The organism is Staphylococcus sp. HMSC13A10 (genome assembly GCF_001808005.1).
GTDB classification, from domain to species: domain Bacteria; phylum Bacillota; class Bacilli; order Staphylococcales; family Staphylococcaceae; genus Staphylococcus; species Staphylococcus pasteuri.
Genome location: NZ_KV791857.1, coordinates 39418 through 58572 on the forward strand (window position 1 = coordinate 39418; position 19155 = coordinate 58572).

Genomic DNA, 19155 nt, shown 5'->3' on the forward strand with positions numbered 1-19155 from the left:
TGTCAATGTCGAATATGTATTGATTGTTGATGATTATTAAGTGATTCTACACATGCTAACCTTTCTGCAGAATATGCTACCTTTTTAAAAGTTGATTTTGATAGATTAATCACACTGTGACGTGTCATAAAGTCATTAACTGATAAACCATTCGAAAATCTAGCAGTTTGGTTTGTTGGTAAAACATGACTTGGTCCAGCAATATAATCACCAATTGCTTCTGGAGCATAATGCCCTAAAAATAATGCACCTACAAATTTGATTTGATCAATAAACTGTTCTGGATGTTTAGTTTGAATGGATGCATGTTCAGGTGCAATTTTATTCAAAATATGACAGGCCTCTTCCATATCACTTACTTCAATTAAGTAATGATGATTGGCTATACTTTTGGACACTATAGAATGACGATCTATTGTTTTTAATTTATTATCAATATTTAACTGAAGTTGTTGTAATATTTGAGCATTGTCGCTAATAACAAATGTACGAGCCATTTCATCATGTTCAGCTTGAGCAAAAATATCATATGTAATGGCGTCAATTTGAGCAGTCTCATCAATAATCATAGCTAATTCAGTAGGGCCGGCAATTTGATCAATGCCTACATCTCCATAAACATATTTTTTTGCAAGCGCAACATACTGATTACCTGGACCAACTATTTTATCAACAGGTTTAATAGTTTCTGTACCATATGTAAGCGCCGCTATACTTTGTGCACCTCCAACTTGATAGACATGATTTACGCCAGTTAAGTGACAGGCAGCTAAAACTTCTTTAGAAACGCCATTTGTTTTTGGAGGTGTCACAACAACAATCTCTTCAACGTTCGCGACTTGTGCAAGTGTAGCCGTCATTAGAACAGTAGAAGGATAGCTTGCTTTACCACCTGGAACATATATCCCAACGCGTTCTATTGGATGGTAAACTTCATAACATTCTCCCTTTTTAGTAGAGGAATACTTTATCTTTTCTTGATATGATTTAATCCTTTCATAGCTTTGGTGTAACGCATTAAGTGTATCTTTATTTAATTCATCATAGGCCTTTTGTATGTCTTGCTTTGAAATTTCTAGAGATGTTGTGTCTACATGATCAAAAGTTAAATTATACTTTTTCAAGGCTGCATCACCATTGACTTTAACATCATCACAAATATTTTTAACTAACAGGTATAAGGACTCATCTAATGATTGATTGTTACAATAAAGTTCTAAAAATTGTTGTGCTTTAAGCATTTATCATCTGCACCCCTAACATATTAATAAATGATTCTATTTCTTCACCCTTTTTAAAATACTGTGTTCTATTTGTAATCAATCTTGCTGAAATATCAGTAATTTTTTCTTTTTCAACAAGACCATTTGCTTTTAATGTAGTACCTGTTTGAACAATATCAATAATTCCATCTACCATTCCTACAATGCATGCGAGTTCTATTGAACCACTTAATTTTACAATTTCAATATCTATTCCTTTGTTTTTAAAATAACGTGAAGTTGTTTGAACATAACTCGTAGCAATTTTTTTATAATCATTTGTAACAGGTTTAGCTGCTAAGGAAAAATGACAGTGTCCAAATGGTAAGTCGCATAAATTATTAATATTATATTTATTTTCATTTAAGATATCACTACCTACAATACCTATATCTGCAATGCCTTGTTCCACGTATATTGGTACATCACTTCCCTTTACTATAATAAAATCAATACCATCTATCGTAACTAATAATTGACGGTGTCTATGCTTTAGTCCATTTGATAATAAAAATAGTTGTTCTGCCTCTAAATAGTTGATAAAACTTTCTAATAATCTCCCTTTCGCTAAAGCCACTCTAATCATATTGTCACCCCTATTCTTTGAATATGCTGATTATAAAGTCAAAGCCATACCGTATCCTTGGAGGTCACCAGAGTAAAATCCACCAGTTAGTATGCTAGTATCATGTTTATTTAAATAACATCTGATAAAAACACCTTTATAATAAGATCTTGATGGTTGTGCCGAAATATCTAAATGAATATTGGTCAAACCTTGTTTGATTAGTTGCTCTTCCCAACTTTTTAACGTAAGTAATGTTTGAGATGATTGGTCCAAATATTGACTTAATTTTGATAATTGATGACGTGTGCTTTCTGATAGTAATTTTAAGATAGGATGATTATGCGGTAATTGATGTTTTAATCCCGATAGATTTCTCTCTTCAATCATGTTTTTAATAACTAAAGTTCTATATTTTTCTTCTAATAATTCATTCAATAATTGATAATGACCTAAAATAATTAGCTGAATATCATCTTTTAAATACGTTTTAATAAAATGGTAGAAATCATTAAAACTATCATTGAATTGATTATATATAGGCAAATAATTCTCGATACCTATTTGTGATATGACCTCATTATTTCTGACAATAGGTCCAGAATAAGCAACCTTCTTAAAATCTGTTGGAAATATTGAATGATAACGTAGTAATTGATCAGTAAAATCGTGTCTTAAACTATAAATGTGATTGTTATTTTGCCAAAAATTCCTTTCTTTCATTTGTAATAAGTCCTCTTTCGTCAAATGACTCCAATCTAATTTTTCAATTAAATCTATATCTACAAGTTTGTAATTTTTATTTGAAAAGTACTTTAAGAATGCTAATTCAATTTCTTTTATTTTTATTATCTGATTTTGCTTATTCATACTCTACCTCCTTTACTTCCGACTTTAATGCTTTACTGTAGTAAAGTTATAGTTGTATTATAAGTTACCATAAAGACAAATAATAAACAATGTTTATTCATAATTTGCTGATAATTAAAATTAATATGATCTCCATCTTTAAACATAAGGGTTTATATGAATTAAAAAACTCCCCAAATATTGAGTTTAATCAATATTGGAGAGATATCTTGTATGTTTTATAAATTTGGTAAAATTTAAATCATTTTATAAAGAACAGTTACATGATCCACCTGAAGCACAACCTTGTGCAGTCGTTTGAAAAAATGGATTGCCTGTATCAATTTTTACATTATCCGAAACAGCTAAAGCAATTTTACTAATAACTTCATCAATTAAGTTCTGTAATGCTACTTCTTTTGACTTATAGTCCATTACCACTGGTAACATTTCATATGCTCGTTTACGTTGGCGTGTTTCCATCATAATTGTCTTATAGTCAGGATGATATCTACCAAATCGCATTACATCGTCGTATTGATCTTTGGTCTTTAGGAAAGCCGAATATAATAAGTGTGCTTCATCATTTTGGTTTAATAATTCTTTCGCTTTAATATATTCATCATAAATTTCTGAATTAACTATCATATCTGATAAGGCTTCGACGTCATCTAAAATTGACAATGTTTCTTCATTTATCATTTGTCATTCTACCCTTCATTTATTTTTCTAAGAAAATTAACGAATAATAATCTTTCATTACTTCTCCGCCCATTTCTTCATATTTCGTATTTAACATTCTAGAGCGATGAATATCGGAGTTCATCCAACTATGGATTAATGTTGGGACATCATCAAAGTCGTAACCTACATTCTGACTTGTCGATTTATAACTAACATCTCTTTCATCTAATTGTTGTTTTAAAGCATTTTCAGTAAATTCTACTGAGTCAGAACCACTTTTAGTCGCGTCAAATAAATTTATTGAAGCAATATGTGCAATATCATTATTTACCTTTAACGGTTTTAATCCCTTTAGTTTTCTCATTTCATTAGTTACCTCATAAAGTGTCACTAATTGATTTGTATTTTGTTCATAAGGTATATCTTTATTTTTTAAATTCGCTGTAGAATGAGATTCATTCGTTTTATATGGTTGCAATGTAGCTAATGCATCTTTATCTAAAAAGCGTATTGCCATGATTTTATTCGTTTGTTGGTCTGAATAAACTTGCGCATATATATTACCATATTTAATTAAAGTTTGTGTTTTTAAATCTTCATCTGATAATTCAAATTCATATTTTTTATTATTTGATTTGATTGTAGGTTCGGGATTGATGCTTGTATTTTCGAATATTTTTGAATTGCTTTCATCTATATGTAAAGGGTTAATATGAGCATCTTTTCCAGTTGCATAAACAGATTTTATTTTATTGTCTTTTACACTGACAATGTAATATTGATTTGTTTTCTTGAATACATAATTTTTATAGCCATCTTTATATGGATATGTTCGGTTAGCTTGACCGTATTTTTTGGTAAGTTGATCAATGTCCTTACCAATCCATGTTCCTACACCATTTTTAGGTTTTGGATTTTCTATATTTTTATTTGAATTTTTGAATTGTTCCGTTCTATCACTTTTTTGGCTTTTATTTGGATTTTCTAATACATCAAATTTTAGCCGTGGTGAGTAAAATAAATAGATTAGAAATGATACTAAAAAAACAACTCCTAAAATTCGTATAACTAATTTTTTCATCTTTCACCCACCTTAACTGAATTATTACTATTGTACATAATTACTTATTTCATAATCAAGATAAGTCTATTGTTATTTCTAAAATTACGAAGCACAATTTTACAAAATGGTGTCTTACATTGGATTAGATTCTTAATATAAAAAAACTGATAAAACTACACAGAAAGTTTTATCAGTCACAATCTTATTTATTCAATTATAAACCTAAAGTAGCTTTAATTAATGATGTTGTTTCTCCACCTGGATACAAGATGTATAACAGTACATAAACTGCTACACCAGTAATCGCTGTGAAAAACCATATTACTGAAGCAATAGGTCCAATTTTTCTATGAATTTTAAATTTCTCTTTAAAAGCTAATACAATTTGTATTATTCCTAAAATCCCACCAATTGTTGCTAAGTTAATATGGAAAATTAAGAAAATAGTATAATAAATTTTAACACTATCTGGTCCACCGAATGCGGTATTACCAATAAAGATTGTTCTACTAGCATAAATAATAAAGAATGTTGCGGCAAAAACGGCAGCCCATAACATTACTTTTTTATGCTGATCAATTTGTCTTTTCCAAATAAGTCTCCATCCAATTGCCACTAATATCGCACTAATGACAATACACGAAGTACTTATTGTAGGTAAAATAGGTACGTTCATATGTTTCATCCTTACTTAATTTTGTATTTATATCATTTTAATAAGTGATACGACTACAACGAGTACGAAAAATACTACTAAATAGTTTAATGAGTAAATAAACATTTTAGTTGCCCATTTATTTTGATCAGTATTCTTTTTAAATGATGTAAAAGCTAGTGCCATCCACCCTAAATTTAATAAAGTAGCTAAAACAATAAATGTTGTGCCTAAACTAGATAACATAAAGGGAAGTGGTAATAGTAATACTAACCAAATAAACATGCTTACTCGTGTTCTATTGAATCCTTTTACAGATGGTAACATTGGAATATTAGCTAATGAATATTCATCACTACGTTTAATTGCTAACGCATAAAAATGTATTGGTTGCCAACAAAATACTACTAAAAATAGTGCTATTGCTGCAACACTTATTGATCCATCTATAGCTACCCAACCAATTAATGGCGGTACAGCTCCAGGGAAACTACCTACAACTGTATTCCAAGTCGTATGTCGCTTTGACCAGATTGAATAATATGATACGTATCCTATGATACCAAATAATCCTAAAACACCTGATGGTATATTTAATAAAAATAAACAACCTTCACCTATTAACATCATACCAAAGCTTAAAATTAATAAGTGCTTATCTGAAATTCTATCATTTACAGTGGGTCTATTCTGTTTACTAGGCATAATTTGATCTATGTCTTGATCATAATAATTATTAAGTGCACATGCACCACCCATTATTAATGTAGAACCTATAATCATTAATAAAATTTGAGGTATTGACGATAGGAAGGAGTGATTTGTCATTACAACAGCCAACCAAGAACCAGCAAATGCAGGGATTAAATTCCCTTGAACAAGGCCCATTTTAATAATCTGTTGTAATTCTTTAAATGTCACTTGGCCCGTTTCCTGTGACAATGTTTGTTCTTTACTCATAATTCCCCTCCTAGAATTTTTTCATATAATACAATGATATAGCAAATAGTCATAAAAGACTAGGTTTTAAAAAATTAAATTGTGACACTTTAACGACATTCCAAATAGTTGATTTTGTAACGTAATTAAAAATGGTATCATTGATATAATGTAAAAGAAAAATATATACGTTAAAATAAATTACAAAATGACCATTTTTAATGAGAATAGTTGTTAGATTTTATTTTAATGATGGGGTGTTTATCATTGTTTAGAAAAGGAAACCTTAAATGGTTAAGTGTCTTAGCAACAATTATTATGACATTCGTACAATTAGGTGGTGCGCTAGTAACTAAAACTGGTTCGGAAGATGGTTGTGGTTCATCGTGGCCGTTATGTAATGGAGCACTTCTTCCACAAAACTTACCAATACAAACAATTATTGAATTAAGCCATAGAGCAGTTTCAGGACTTTCATTAATTGTCGTAATATGGCTAGTCATTACCGCTTGGAAACACATAGGGTATATAAAAGAAATTAAACCATTATCTATCATAAGTATAGGTTTCTTATTATTACAAGCCTTAGTTGGTGCTGCTGCTGTAATCTGGCAACAAAATGCATATGTATTAGCATTACATTTTGGAATCTCTTTAGTTAGCTTTTCATCAGTATTTTTAATGACATTAATTATTTTCTCAATTGATCAAAAGTATGAAGCTGACGAATTAATGATTCAAAAACCATTACGTACGTTAACATGGTTAATGGCAATCATCGTATATTTAACTATATACACTGGTGCTTTAGTAAGACATACTAAATCAAGTCTAGCTTATGGTGCTTGGCCAGTACCTTTTGATGATATTGTTCCACATAATGTACATGACTGGGTTCAATTTGCACACCGTGGTATGGCATTTATTACTTTTATGTGGATTATGATTACGTTTATTCATGCAATTAAAAACTATAGTGATAATCGTACTGTAAGATATGGCTATACAGCTGCATTTATTTTAGTTATTTTACAAGTAGTAACTGGTGCTTTATCTGTTATTACTAATGTAAATTTATTTATTGCATTGTTGCATGCTTTATTTATTACTTACCTATTCGGTATGATTGCTTATTTCATCTTATTAATGTTGAGAACGACAAGAAGTCTTAAAAACAAAGCTTAATTATAAAGCCGAAACATTCTTGAATATTGAATGTTTCGGCTTTTTTAATATTTATTAAGATGGATCTTTTTCTAATTCAATTAATAAATCTCCTGTAGCTATAGCATCTCCATTCGATACTGTGATTTGTTTTATAGTACCGTCAAATGGTGCTTGTACCGTTGTTTCCATTTTCATTGCTTCTGTAATGAGTAAAGCTTGATTTGCTTTCACTTTATCTCCAACAGCTACCTTCACTTCTGTGACAGAACCTGGCATTTGTGCCCCAATATGATTTGGATTGGTTTTGTCTGCTTTTGGTTTTACATTTACATTAGCTTTTACACTTTCATCTTTAATATAAATGCGTCTTGCTTGTCCATTCATTGCATAGTAAATTGTTCGTTGCCCATTTTCATCGGGTTCGCTAATTGTTTCTAGTTTAATAATCAATCGTTTACCAGTATCAATTTCTATTTCAACTGTTTCACCGTTTCTCATACCGAATAAAAATGTTGGTGTATCTAACAATGATAGGTCCCCAAATTGTTCCTTAGTAGCAATAAATTGTTTATAGACTTTAGGATATAGGACATAGCTAATGATATCTTGTTCTGTTACTTCTGTATTTTGAATGTTTGCTAATTCTTTTCTGACTTCTTCAAAATCAACAGATTCTAAATATTCTCCAGGTCTATTTTCCAATGGCTTTTGACCTTTAAGTATGACTTTTTGCAACTGTGGATTAAATCCATTTACTGGTTGCCCAATTTCTCCTTTAAAGAAGGATACTACAGATTCTGGGAAATCTAATTTATGTCCTTGATTAATGATATCATCTTCATTTAAATCATTTTGAACCATGAATAGTGCCATATCTCCTACTACTTTAGAAGAAGGTGTTACTTTAACGATATCTCCAAATAGGAAATTAACACGACGATACATATCTTTTACTTCATCAAAACGTTCACCTAGACCAAGACTTTTAGCTTGTTGGCTTAGATTAGAATATTGTCCACCTGGCATTTCGTGTTGATATATTTCTGTATTCGGTGACTTAATATCACTTTCAAAATCTGTATAATATGGACGAACTGTAGCCCAGTAATGACTAATTTCTTCAAGTCCTTCTATATCTGTTCTCAAGTTACGTGGGAATCCATTTAACGCATAATACAATGAATTGGCACTTGGTTGACTTGTCAAACCACTCATTGATGCTACAGCAGTATCAATAATATCTACGCCAGCATCTATCGCTTGTTTATATGTTAGTAAACCATTGCCACTTGTATCATGAGTATGCAAATGTATAGGTAAATTAACCGCTGCACGTAAATGACCGATTAGTTCATATGCTGCTTTCGGTTTTAATAATCCTGCCATATCTTTAATAGCTAAAATATGGAAACCTTCTCTTTCTAATTCTTTAGCTAATTTGACATAATAATCAAGTGTATAAATATTTGATCTTTCTGAGTTTAAAATATCACCAGTATAACAAATTGTTCCTTCAGAAATTTTACCAGCTTGTTGTACCGCTTCATTCGCTACTTTCATTTGATCAATCCAGTTTAAAGAATCAAAAATTCTAAAAACATCGACACCAGCTTCTGCACTTTCTTTTACAAATTTTTGTATTACATTATCTGGATAATTTTTATATCCTACTGCATTTGAAGCACGTAATAACATTTGGAATAAAACATTGGGAATAGCTTTACGTAGACGTTCTAGACGTTCCCATGGATTTTCTTTCAGGAAATTATACGCTACATCAAATGTAGCACCGCCCCACATTTCTAATGAAAAACTATCTTTAAATACTTCTGCAGTTTTAGATGCAATATTTAACATATCTTTTGTTCTTACTCGAGTAGCTAATAAAGACTGATGTGCATCTCTGAAAGTAGTATCTGTAATGAGTACATCATCTTGTTCTCGTACCCATTTCGCTACTCCGTTTGGACCTTGTTGATCTAGTAACTGTTTCGTTCCTGAAAATGTATCTACCTTTGCTTGTGATACTTTAGGAATAGAAGCCGTTTCATATAACGGTTTAGGTCGCTTTTCAACATTAGGAAATCCATTAATTGTTACATTCCCAATATATTCAAGAGTCTTTGTTCCTCTATCTAATGTTGGTTGAATGTTAAATAATTCTGGTGTTTCTTCTATAAATTTAGTAGTATAATCTCCACTTCTAAACTGGTCATTTCTCATAACATTAATTAAAAATGGAATATTGGTTTTAACCCCACGAATTCTCATTTCTCTTAAAGAACGTTCCATCTTTTCTTCTGCTTGTTTAAATGACATAGCATGTGTAGATAGTTTTACTAATAAAGAATCATAATACGGTGATATTTCGGCACCTTGGAAACCATCACCTGCATCTAATCGTACACCAAAGCCTCCACTTGATCGATATGCAATAATGGTTCCTGAATCAGGCATAAAGTCATTTAAAGGATCTTCAGTAGTAATACGACATTGAATTGCATATCCTAATGTTTGAATATCTTCTTGCTTTGGCATACCAACTTCTTGGCTAAATAATTCGCCACCGTCTGCAACTAATATTTGCGTTTTAACGATATCTATTCCAGTTATCATCTCAGTTATCGTATGTTCTACTTGCACACGAGGGTTAACTTCAATAAAGTAAAATTCATTCCCAGACACTAAAAATTCGACCGTTCCTGCATTAACGTAATTAATATGTGACATCAATTGGATTGCCGCATCACATATTTCTAAGCGTAATGATTCAGGTAACCCTACAGAAGGTGCTACCTCCACTACCTTTTGATGACGTCTTTGAACCGAACAATCACGTTCATATAAATGAACAAGATTACCATATTCATCACCGATAACTTGTACTTCTATATGTTTAGGATTATCGATGTAGCGTTCGATATAAATTTCGCTATTACCAAATGATTTTTCAGCTTCTGATTTAGCGCGATGAAATGCATCTTCTAATTCACTGGCTTCACGAACAATTCGCATTCCTTTACCGCCACCGCCACTTGTAGCCTTAATCATTAACGGATATCCAGCCTGACTTGCAAAGGCCTTTGCCGCTTCAAAGCTTTCAATAGGTCCATCTGTACCTGGTATCACAGGTAAGTTAGCTTTAAGTGCAGTTGTTCTTGCTTTAACTTTATCACCAAACATATCTAAGTGTTCTAGATGAGGTCCAATAAATTTAATGCCTTCTTCAGCACATCTACGTGCAAATTGTTCATTTTCACTTAAAAAACCGTATCCTGGATGTATAGCATCAACATTTGCTCTTTTAGCTACTTCTATAATTCTTTCGATATTTAAATAACTTTCTGCTGGTCCTAAATCACTACCTACTAAATAAGATTCATCTGCCTTATATCTATGTAATGATGATTTATCCTCATTAGAATAAATTGCTACTGTACTAATATTCAACTCTGCTGCTGCCCTAAAAATTCTGATAGCAATTTCACCACGATTGGCTACTAATAACTTCTTGATGTGTTTCAAGAGTAAAAACACCCCTTTTAAATATTTAGAATTTTCTAACTACTTATATATTAAAATTTTATCCTATATAGCAATTATTTTCTATAGTTAATATATATTAGTCATAATTCTTTAACTTAAGTGTCATAAAACCAAAACAAATTATTTTATTTTAATGATTCACTTATAATCAAATAAACTTATCATTAACAATAACTTTATATTATCATTATGTTGAAAGTATTTCCAGTTTAAAATAATTTACAAATAAAAAAGCTAATCCCTTACCTTTAGAAAATTCACTGTACAGAATTTCACTAAAGAGAGATTAGCTAAATAGTTATTGATAACGACGTCTAATATCGATTTTTCGTTGTTTACTTCTAATTTCATCCATTTTAATTTGTTTTGCAGTAATTAAGAGTAATCCCATTGCTATACTTAAACTAATCATAGCCGAACCACCAAAACTAATAAACGGTAATGGTACACCTGTTAATGGAATTGTTGCTGATATACCACCTAAGTTTACAAATGTTTGGCTTCCGATATAACTAGCAATTCCTACACATACTAATTTATAAAAATATGAATTCGTTTTATTAGCTAGTTGGAATGCACGGTAAACAATGAAAAATTCTAGTAGGATGACAAATAAACCACCTACAAGTCCTAATTCCTCACATATAACCGCAAATATAAAATCGGTATGTGGTTCTGGTAAGTAGCCAAGTTTCATAATACTATTTCCAAGTCCCCGACCAAATAATCCACCATTACCTATAGCCATAAGTGAGTTAGATATATGGTAACCTGTACCAGCTTCTGCATTAAATGGATTAGTTAAGGTACTAAATCTAGCTTCAAGGTAACTTGGTAATAATCCTAAAGCAAGCACTAAAATGGATATCACTATACCTGCAATGACTACCATAATACCGTATTTCAAAAGATTTTGTACGCCTATACCAGCGTAAAAAATTATTGAAAAGAAAATAATTAAAATTAATAATGTTTGCCCCACGTCTCTTTGTAAAAGTACTAGCGCAACACAGCTTGAAACTAAAATAATCGGTGCTGCAATAAGTTTAATTTTATTTCGTACTTGAGGCATTTTCTTCTCTATCATAAACGGTAAGTATAAGATGATAGCAATTTTTAATAACTCTGACGCTTGTAAATTCATAAATCCTAAATTGATCCAACTTTTTGAACCATTAATATTTTTACCAATTACAAGTGTTATTAATAACAAAGCGAATATACCTATCATCATCCACTTTTGAACATTAGGCTTTTTCAATATCTTTACATTCATTATAAATGCCATAAAAAAGACTATAACAAAACTCATAATGACGTAAAGTAACTGTCTCGTATAGAAATATGTACCGGATACTTCAGCGCCACCTGTTAATGTACCTTTAGTAGCAGCCACCATGCTGGCACTATAAACCATAACTAAACCAATTAAACATAGAATCACATATGTGACTAACAATGGATAATCGATAAATTTAGATGTTTTCCCAATATACCGCATTATATTTTTAAAGTTTTTCATATATCAGTTCATCCAATTCAATGTTTTTAAGATTTGTTTAAAGGGAATTAATCGAATATTAATCATTCCCACAAACCTATCTTTTTTATTATAAACTTCTTATGTATCACAAAACAAATATAAACATAATGATTTTACAAAAAGATAAAATGACTGAGAAAATATCAATTATGATACTATCTCAGCCACCATTTATACAATGTGTAAGTTGCATTTCACGTTTATATCAAAATGAATTCAAACTATGTTATATCTATACAAATTTGAATTAATATAAATAATAACGTTAGATTAAATCAAATCTATAAAATTAAACATTTGTAAAAGCTTCGTGTAGTTTTGAAAGTTCTTTTTCAAGTCTTAACATAAGTTCTTTGCCGACTTCTTTGTCAACTAGCCCTAGTTGTACAGCAAAATCTACTTCTTTTTGAAGACCGAACATTTGTGTATCTAAAACTTCTTCATAAAGCGGACAAGAAGGTACTGATAGGTTATCCATTTGAACTTTGATTAGCTGTAAAATTCTATCAGCATCTTTGTTCAATTGCTCATATGCCGCATTATTTAATTTCGACTGATTAGCCATGACACACACTCCCCCCTATCATTTCATTAAATATCTTCAATACTTAAAATTTTATCTTACTAAATGTTAAAAAGCAAGTATCTTTAAAATAAGTATAACCTATTTTATGATAAAATAATATGAGATAAAAATTTAGGGAGTGGGCAAGATGATTCAAATTAAAGGTGCGGTAAAATTTCCCATCACATTAGATAGTACAACTTGGATATTTGACGATCGAAAGGTAAGTATTGAAGACTTAGAAAAAGGTGTCTTTGACGGTACTAAACCAGTTCGATTTGAAGACAATAGAGAATGGAATCGTGCTATTCTTGAAGGACAAACTAATCCGCCAACGCTTAATTCTGAAATAAAATATAAAAAACGTTCTGTTTTAGAAGGTTCATTTGTGATTAACATGACACCATTCTTTAAAACAGCAGAACCACAATCAAACGCAACTGCAATTAAATTATTTAATGATGAAGATTCAGTTGAAGTTCCATTAGATTTATTACCATACTTATTCTTCCAATTTGCTAAAGATGGAAAACGTATGTATGACGATAATTCAGTTGATAGTTTTGTATACGATACAGAAAATGGATACAGCTACGAATTTAAGTATGTAAAATATATTGAGGTGATTTAATTGGTTCCTGTTAAATGTATCATTTGTGATACTACAGTTCATATTGATGAAAACACTGTAGAAGCAAAACGGCTTAGAAACAACCCTATTCGTACTTTTATGTGTGATGATTGTAAAAGTCGCTTAGATACACCTAAACAACCTCAACCTTTTACGTATCACGATTCAAAAGAAAATTAACATAATAAAACCACTCGCTAGTTGTATTATCAACTAGCGAGTGGTTTTTTTGCTTATATTTTATTCATGTTAATTAAAAATTATTCTTCATCAGACATCATTTGTTTAACACGTTTAGCTTCTTTTTCACGAACTGATTTATTTAAAATTTTCTTTCTCAAACGAATACTTTCAGGAGTTACCTCTACTAATTCATCATCATTAATAAATTGTAAAGCCTCTTCAAGCGTTAAAATACGTGGGCGATTCATTGTTTGAGTTTGGTCTTTAGTTGCTGAACGTACGTTAGTTTGATGTTTTGTTTTTGTGATATTAACTGTTAAGTCATTTTCACGGTTATGTTCACCAACAATCATACCTTCATAAACTTCAGTACCTGGTTCCATAAAGTTAGTACCACGGTCCTCTAGACCTAAAATAGCATAAGTACTAGCAGTTCCTTGATCCATTGAAATTAATGCACCATTTCTTCTGCCACCAATTTTTGCTTTAATACGAGGTCTAAATTCTTCAAATGTATGGTTAATAATTCCATAACCACGAGTCATTGACATAAATTCAGTAGTGTAACCAATCATACCGCGTGCAGGTACCATAAAGATTAGACGAGTTAAACCATTATCTGTTGTCATCATGTCTAACATTTCACCTTTACGTGTACCTAAAGATTCGATTACTGCACCAGAATTTTCTTGAGGCACTTCACATTGAACTCTTTCAAATGGTTCACACATCACGCCATCTACTTCTTTAAGAATTACTTGAGGTTTAGAAACTTGTAATTCATAACCTTCACGACGCATATTTTCAATTAGGATTGATAAATGTAACTCACCACGACCCGCAACGATCCATGCATCAGGTGAATCTGTAGGTGTTACTTTTAATGATACATCTGTTTCAAGTTGTTGATCTAAACGTTCTTGAATTTGGCGCGCTGTTACAAAGTCACCTTCACGACCAGCAAATGGTGAATTATTGACTCTGAATGTCATTTCAAGTGTTGGCTCATCAATACGTAATACTGGTAATGCATCTTGGTGATCATGTGGTGTTACTGTTTCACCAACGTTAATGTCTTCCATACCAGATACTGCGATTAAGTCACCAGCTTGTGCTTCTTCAATTTCTTCACGTTTTAATCCAAAGTAACCAAAGATTTTAGTTACGCGGAAGTTTTTAATAGTGCCATCTAATTTAATAAGTGATACGTTGTCACCAACACGCATTTTACCTCTAAATACTCGGCCAATACCGATACGACCAACGTAATCATTATAGTCTAATAATGCTACTTGGAATTGTAATGGTTCATCACTGTTATCTATTGGTGCTGGTACGTAATCAATGATTGTTTCGTATAGTGATTGCATGTTTTCATCTTGTTGTTCAGAATTTAAACTTGCAGTTCCGTTAACAGCTGAAGCATATACAACTGGGAAATCAAGTTGTTCATCATTTGCTTCTAATTCAATAAATAAATCTAACACTTCATCAACTACACCTTCTGGTCTTGCTGATGGTTTATCAATTTTATTTACTACTACAACTGGTTTTAAATTTTGTTCTAATGCTTTTTTAAGTACAAAACGTGTTTGAGGCATAGTACCTTCATATGCATCTACAACTAAGACTACGCCATCAACCATTTTCATGATACGTTCAACTTCGCCACCAAAGTCAGCATGTCCTGGCGTATCTAAAATGTTAATTCTTGTTCCTTTATAGTCTACCGCAGTATTTTTCGCTAATATCGTAATACCACGTTCTCTTTCTAAGTCATTAGAGTCCATAGCACGATCGTCAACATGTTCATTCTCTCTAAAGATTCCTGATTGTTTCAATAATTCATCAACTAACGTCGTTTTACCATGGTCAACGTGCGCAATAATTGCTATATTACGTACATCTTCTCTTATATTCGTCATATTATAAATTTCCTTTCTTAAGTAAACTCCCACTTTTAATTACAACTTTTTTATTATATCATAGATTAGAGAAAAAATAAGTAAAAGGTGGGGTATGGGATGCAACAAAAAAAATCTAAAGGCATATTTTGGGTATTCTCAATTTTAGCTGTAATCTTTTTATTGCTTTTTAGTTTTAGTGTTGGTGCTGCAAATGTTCCAATGATGATTTTAACATTTATATTACTCGTTGCAACATTTGGTGTCGGTTTCACAGTAAAAAAGAAATATCGTGAAAATAATTGGTTATAAATGATATAACCCCTTAAAAACGAATTAAAACTTCTTTTAACACGAATTCACCATCATTTAATTTTATTTTAACAATATATTTTCAAAATAAAATTGTAAAAGTCCATGGAGGCATTAGAGTCTTCCATGGACTTATTTTTATCATTGTAGGTATTATCGACCAAATCTTCTTTTATGATGTTTTCGTAACGTTTCTTCAAACTCATTTAAATAATTATTTAATAGTTCATCGTGTAATGAAGGATTTGCCATAACAATAGAATTGGGTTGGTTAATTGTTAAAGCGTCACCAAGTAAATTAGTACCTTTACCGCCTACTTCATTAAGTATCATTAAACCGCCAGCATAATCCCACGGTTGTAGTCTTGGCGTTACATAAGCGTCTAATTGCCCTTTTGCTACACTAACAATTTCTAGCGCTGCACTACCATATGCTCTAGCACTTCGAGCATCATCAACAATTGGTGTAAATATAGGCCCCATAATAGGTTTAGTTAACCAATTAGGATTAATACCAATAATACTTGTTTTTAATTGCGTAGATTTTAATTTTTCCAATGGATGATTATTCTCATAAGCACCTTCACCAACTTTAGTATGATACAAAATATCTCTCATTACGTCATATACAAATCCAGCGTATGATTGACCTTCGTGGTAAATACCAATAGAAATCGCAAAATTTTCTTGTTGATGAACAAAATTTAAAGTGCCATCAATTGGATCAACGACCCAAACCACACCATTGATATCTTTTAAATCGTGACCATGACCTTCTTCACCTATCACTTTGTGTTCCGGATAATTTTGGTGAATCGTTTCAAATATATAATCTTCTGTTGCTTTATCTACGTTAGTCACTAAGTCGTTAGGGTTGGATTTGGTTTCTATATTTAAATCCTCTTTCATCATTAAACGGACTTTGTTACCCGCTTCTAAAACTAATCCTTTAGCAAAATCGTAAAGTGCCATGGTATCATCTCCTATTAATATCTATTATACACGATAACTATCCCTTTTTTATAATGTTAGATTCCCCTTTTTACATGAAATTATGTATAAAATTGAAACTACAATTTAGAATTTCTAGTCATGGTTATGCTACAATAACTTTAATTATTACCCTAGGAGGCAAGTTATGACAAAATATACATTTACACCTGAAAATTTTAAAGCCTTTGACGTAGATGGTCTTGATGAACGTATGGAAGCACTTAATGAACATGTTAGACCTCAACTTCATCAATTAGGTGATTATTTCACAGAGTATTTTAGTACTCAAACTGGGGAAACATTCTATCCTCACGTCGCAAAACATGCCAGAAGAAGTGTTAACCCACCTAAAGATACCTGGGTTGCATTTGCTCCAAACAAACGTGGTTACAAAATGCTGCCCCACTTTCAAATTGGATTATTTAGAGACCAATTATTTGTAATGTTTGGTGTTATGCATGAAGCTAAAGACAAAGCTGAACGTGTTAAAACATTTGATAAGCATTTCGACACATTAAGACATCTCCCTTCAGATTATAGTGTGTGTCTTGACCATATGAAACCAGAAAAACCACTAATTAAAGATTTTACAGATGATCAATTACATGAAGCCATAGACCGCGTTAAAAATGTTAAAAAAGGTGAATTTTTCGTTGCTAGAGCAATCTCACCTGACGATAATCGTTTAACGTCTGACAAATCATTTATTCAATTTGTAGAAGAAACATTTGACCAGTTTTTAAAATTCTATCACGCATAATAATTTGTTATAAAATACCTGATACATTGAAATGATGTCCGGGTATTTTTTAATAGTGTAAAATATTTTTAGGTTGACCTAAAAATATAATTAGGTTAATATATCATTATGATTTTACATTAGAGGTGATTTAATTTATGAATAAGCAATCAGACAATCATGAACATCAAAAAAGCTTAGAAGAAATTAATAATACGATAGATTTTGACTACAAAAGTAATGCCAGTCAAAAACTATTAGCTTTTATTGGACCAGGTCTATTAGTTGCTGTTGGATATATGGATCCTGGCAACTGGATTACTTCAATGCAGGGTGGCGCACAATTCGGTTATACACTGCTATTTGTCATTTTGATTTCTAGTCTAGCTGCTATGTTGTTACAAAGTATGACTGTTAGATTAGGGATAGCCACAGGGAAAGATTTGGCTCAAATGACACGCCACTATTTATCTAAGCCTGTTGCTGTTATTTTTTGGATAATTGCAGAACTAGCTATTATCGCGACAGATATTGCTGAAGTAATCGGAAGTGCCATTTCACTTAATTTATTATTCAATATTCCATTAATTGTTGGTGCACTAATTACAGTATGTGATGTGTTTATACTTTTATTTATGATGAAATTTGGTTTTAGAAAAATTGAAGCTATTGTAGGTACACTTATCTTTACAGTATTAGCTATCTTTATATTCGAAGTTTATATATCATCACCTAATGTCATTAACTTATTAAATGGATTTTTACCTCATAAAGAAATTGTTACTAATCAAGGTATTTTATATATTGCTTTAGGTATTGTTGGTGCAACAATTATGCCACATAATCTTTATTTACATTCTTCAATCGTTCAATCAAGAAAGTATGATAGAAATAATAATGATGATAAAGCTCAAGCAATCAAATATGCAACAATTGACTCAAACATCCAATTATCAATTGCATTTGTAATTAACTGCTTATTATTAACTTTGGGCGCTGCTTTATTCTTTGGCTCAAATGCAGATGAATTAGGTGGATTTTATGATTTATATCATGCATTAAAAACTCAACCATTACTTGGTGCAACATTAGGTGGTGTTATGAGCACATTATTCGCGGTAGCACTCCTTGCTTCAGGGCAAAATTCAACAATCACTGGTACTTTAGCAGGTCAAATAGTAATGGAAGGTTTCTTAAGATTCCGATTACCAAATTGGCTTCGTCGATTAATTACAAGATCACTAGCAATTATTCCAGTTATTATTTGCTTAATTATTTTTAATGGCAATGAAGCTAAAATTGAACAATTACTAGTATTTTCACAAGTATTCTTAAGTATTGCATTACCATTTACATTAATACCATTACAATTAGCGACAAGTAATGAAAAATTAATGGGTCCATTTATTAATAAAAGATGGGTAAATGTGATTTCTTGGTCACTTATTATTATCTTAAGTATTTTGAATGTTTATCTTATTATTCAAACATTCCAAGAATTGTAAATGAAGCTAACAATATTCACTGAGATTAAATATAAACAAAACAACCTTTT

18 protein-coding genes are annotated in these 19155 nt (G+C 31.2%); 6 read left to right on the top strand and 12 right to left on the bottom strand.

All coding sequences use genetic code 11. The annotated features are described in order from the left end of the window. Positions 1-2 precede the first annotated feature (2 nt). From hisD to cyoE, 7 genes are all read right to left on the bottom strand, one after another. Positions 3-1241: a histidinol dehydrogenase gene (gene hisD, locus HMPREF3125_RS07025; protein ID WP_029055512.1), complete on the bottom strand. Its 1239-nt coding sequence runs from the start codon at positions 1239-1241 to the stop codon at positions 3-5. Continuing rightward, positions 1234-1848 (bottom strand): ATP phosphoribosyltransferase, encoded by a 615-nt coding sequence (hisG, locus tag HMPREF3125_RS07030; protein ID WP_070452773.1) that lies wholly within the window; start codon positions 1846-1848, stop codon positions 1234-1236. The genes hisD and hisG overlap by 8 nt, the downstream gene beginning before the upstream one ends. Before the next feature lie 30 nt (positions 1849-1878). Beyond that, positions 1879-2697, bottom strand: coding sequence for an ATP phosphoribosyltransferase regulatory subunit (locus HMPREF3125_RS07035; protein ID WP_046466563.1), 819 nt, complete (start codon positions 2695-2697; stop codon positions 1879-1881). A gap of 246 nt (positions 2698-2943) precedes the next feature. Continuing rightward, positions 2944-3378, bottom strand: a complete 435-nt coding sequence (locus tag HMPREF3125_RS07040; protein ID WP_017637670.1) for a YlbF/YmcA family competence regulator — start codon at positions 3376-3378, stop codon at positions 2944-2946. A gap of 19 nt (positions 3379-3397) precedes the next feature. After that, positions 3398-4441: a CAP-associated domain-containing protein gene (locus tag HMPREF3125_RS07045; RefSeq protein WP_046466562.1), complete on the bottom strand. Its 1044-nt coding sequence runs from the start codon at positions 4439-4441 to the stop codon at positions 3398-3400. 196 nt (positions 4442-4637) lie between these two features. After that, positions 4638-5099: a DUF420 domain-containing protein gene (locus HMPREF3125_RS07050; RefSeq protein WP_029055516.1), complete on the bottom strand. Its 462-nt coding sequence runs from the start codon at positions 5097-5099 to the stop codon at positions 4638-4640. A 27-nt stretch (positions 5100-5126) separates the two neighbouring features. Beyond that, positions 5127-6038 carry a heme o synthase gene (gene cyoE / locus HMPREF3125_RS07055; RefSeq protein ID WP_017637673.1) on the bottom strand — a complete coding sequence of 304 codons (912 nt, stop codon included), beginning with the start codon at positions 6036-6038 and terminating at the stop codon, positions 5127-5129. 246 nt (positions 6039-6284) lie between these two features. On the opposite strand from cyoE, the gene HMPREF3125_RS07060 reads away from it, so the two are divergent. Then, positions 6285-7202, top strand: coding sequence for a COX15/CtaA family protein (locus HMPREF3125_RS07060; protein ID WP_017637674.1), 918 nt, complete (start codon positions 6285-6287; stop codon positions 7200-7202). Between the two features lie 54 nt (positions 7203-7256). Here HMPREF3125_RS07060 and HMPREF3125_RS07065 read toward each other — a convergent pair whose 3' ends face one another. From HMPREF3125_RS07065 to HMPREF3125_RS07075, 3 genes are all read right to left on the bottom strand, one after another. Then, entirely contained in the window at positions 7257-10709 is a 3453-nt protein-coding gene (locus tag HMPREF3125_RS07065; RefSeq protein ID WP_046466560.1) for a pyruvate carboxylase, read from the bottom strand. Positions 10710-11028: 319 nt separating this feature from the next. Continuing rightward, positions 11029-12252 (bottom strand): cell division peptidoglycan polymerase FtsW, encoded by a 1224-nt coding sequence (ftsW, locus tag HMPREF3125_RS07070; RefSeq protein WP_017637676.1) that lies wholly within the window; start codon positions 12250-12252, stop codon positions 11029-11031. 310 nt (positions 12253-12562) lie between these two features. Next, entirely contained in the window at positions 12563-12838 is a 276-nt protein-coding gene (locus tag HMPREF3125_RS07075) for an Fpa/YlaN family protein (protein ID WP_070452776.1), read from the bottom strand. Positions 12839-12986: 148 nt separating this feature from the next. Here HMPREF3125_RS07075 and HMPREF3125_RS07080 point away from each other — a divergent pair, with 148 nt between their 5' ends. Then, positions 12987-13469 (top strand): hypothetical protein, encoded by a 483-nt coding sequence (locus tag HMPREF3125_RS07080; RefSeq protein WP_017637678.1) that lies wholly within the window; start codon positions 12987-12989, stop codon positions 13467-13469. Next, positions 13470-13649 (top strand): DUF2197 domain-containing protein, encoded by a 180-nt coding sequence (locus tag HMPREF3125_RS07085; RefSeq protein ID WP_017637679.1) that lies wholly within the window; start codon positions 13470-13472, stop codon positions 13647-13649. A gap of 80 nt (positions 13650-13729) precedes the next feature. On the opposite strand, the gene typA is transcribed toward HMPREF3125_RS07085, so the two are convergent. After that, positions 13730-15577, bottom strand: coding sequence for a translational GTPase TypA (gene typA / locus HMPREF3125_RS07090; RefSeq protein ID WP_017637680.1), 1848 nt, complete (start codon positions 15575-15577; stop codon positions 13730-13732). A gap of 99 nt (positions 15578-15676) precedes the next feature. Between typA and HMPREF3125_RS07095 the strand changes: the two genes are divergently transcribed. Then, positions 15677-15868: a DUF5325 family protein gene (locus HMPREF3125_RS07095; protein WP_070452779.1), complete on the top strand. Its 192-nt coding sequence runs from the start codon at positions 15677-15679 to the stop codon at positions 15866-15868. Between the two features lie 153 nt (positions 15869-16021). Here HMPREF3125_RS07095 and HMPREF3125_RS07100 read toward each other — a convergent pair whose 3' ends face one another. After that, positions 16022-16840 carry an inositol monophosphatase family protein gene (locus HMPREF3125_RS07100; RefSeq protein WP_070452782.1) on the bottom strand — a complete coding sequence of 273 codons (819 nt, stop codon included), beginning with the start codon at positions 16838-16840 and terminating at the stop codon, positions 16022-16024. A gap of 166 nt (positions 16841-17006) precedes the next feature. Between HMPREF3125_RS07100 and HMPREF3125_RS07105 the strand changes: the two genes are divergently transcribed. Continuing rightward, entirely contained in the window at positions 17007-17621 is a 615-nt protein-coding gene (locus HMPREF3125_RS07105) for a YktB family protein (protein ID WP_017637683.1), read from the top strand. Between the two features lie 137 nt (positions 17622-17758). Beyond that, positions 17759-19105 (top strand): Nramp family divalent metal transporter, encoded by a 1347-nt coding sequence (locus HMPREF3125_RS07110; RefSeq protein ID WP_017637684.1) that lies wholly within the window; start codon positions 17759-17761, stop codon positions 19103-19105. Positions 19106-19155 lie beyond the last annotated feature (50 nt).